The organism is Leptolyngbya cf. ectocarpi LEGE 11479 (assembly GCF_015207065.1).
Classification (GTDB): domain Bacteria; phylum Cyanobacteriota; class Cyanobacteriia; order Phormidesmidales; family Phormidesmidaceae; genus Leptothoe; species Leptothoe ectocarpi.
On record NZ_JADEXP010000619.1, the window covers coordinates 1 to 1,538 of the forward strand.

Genomic DNA, 1,538 nt, shown 5'->3' on the forward strand with positions numbered 1-1,538 from the left:
TCTTTTCCATGGCCTCCTACAAACGTCGCAAACTCAATCAGCATCTGATTGACAGGTTTATTCGAAACTTAGACTTAGACGAGACTTTGATTAAATCACATCCCAACTTTCCAAGTCTTTGTGACTACGGGGTTCTAGTCTCCTAATTCTGTCCGGAGTATTGATTTGATGAACCTTAGCTCTGCACTCAGGAATAATGGAGCGACAAGCTGTGTTGTTACTTAGATTATTAGGATCTGGCTAAACAGCAATACCTACGCAACAACACTATGAACCATCGATTTGCTCTACGCTTGGTGACAAACCTGACAGTTTGGTTGCTGACTTTATCCTGTGTGGGTATTGTGCTGTGGGTGATTGATGAGTTTTTGGGCTGGGATATTTTACCCGATGCTCTATCGCTTTTAGTACGTGCCCTGTTAGTCGCTGGCGGGATTATTGCCCTGGTGCTGGTGGTGATGAATGTAGTGCTCAGCTTGGCTCTGCTAGCAGAAGCAAACGCCAGCCGTGCTAGGCTACCGAACTATTCTATTTCAAGACGGTTTACACGACGCGTAGGTCGAACAATTGTTGGTGGAGTTTTGGCTATTGCTCTACTGTTGGGTGGCCTACAGGGCATCAATCAGCTGAGATTGCAGGCAGCTACTCGCGCTGACAGAGTCGAGTTTAGCCAGATGCAAGATGATATGGATGTTGCTATGGAGCAGGTGGTTAAGCTGTTCTCTCCACCACTGTTGGAGGCGTTAGAAAGTAATACCCTTGAGCAACAAGGACAGCTGGGTAATCTCAAAAAGCTGTTGCAATCAATTTCGTCCTCGTTTCCTCACAATCCTGCCGTAGCGATTTTAATCCCTTCCACTGAGCCGCCTTTCAAATACGCGCGTATTGAACAGGAAACCATTACCTCAGATAGTAAGGGCACGTTAGGACTATCGCCAAAGCTATATCTTGACTTTCCTACCCAGACAGAAGCTCAGATTGTTGAACAGCTGTTGGCGGGGCAGCACCCTCAAGTTAAAGGAGAGATTAATGGTGACTTGATCCGGACGGATATACCTAGCTCATGGGGCATACTCCAGCAACGCGGTCAGGCTATCGCCATCGTGTATTTAGAATCTACTCAGTCTGGTGACTTTTATCAACAATTCTTCCACCATGATGGACCGGCTCAACTAATTAGCAACTGAGAAATAGAGATCTAATTGTCTTCAAGATAGTCTTAGGTTCTGCTCAGTCCTCTGCTAGAGACTTCGAGGAGATGAATTCTATTACTTTCTTGTGTTAGTAGACGATTCTAGCCACCCATGAAACCGATCTACCTGTTATTTTTTTAACAAATAACTTTAAATGAAACGCTATTTGTTGCTCCAGATATTCACGATAGACCTATCGGTTATCTATCAAATATTCATAGCAATACTCCGGACAGAATTAGGAGACTAGCACCCCATAGTCACAAAGACTTGGAAAGTTGGGATGTGATTTAATCAAAGTCTCGTCTAAGTCTAAGTTTCGAATAAACCTGTCAATCAGATGCT

At 44.3% G+C, this 1,538-nt stretch carries 1 protein-coding gene; it reads left to right on the plus strand.

From position 1 onward, the window contains the following. The first annotated feature begins 269 nt into the window (after window positions 1-269). A complete protein-coding gene (locus IQ260_RS30500) occupies window positions 270-1,187 on the plus strand; it encodes a hypothetical protein (protein WP_193996788.1) in 918 nt (305 codons plus the stop codon). The last annotated feature ends 351 nt before the right edge of the window (window positions 1,188-1,538 follow it).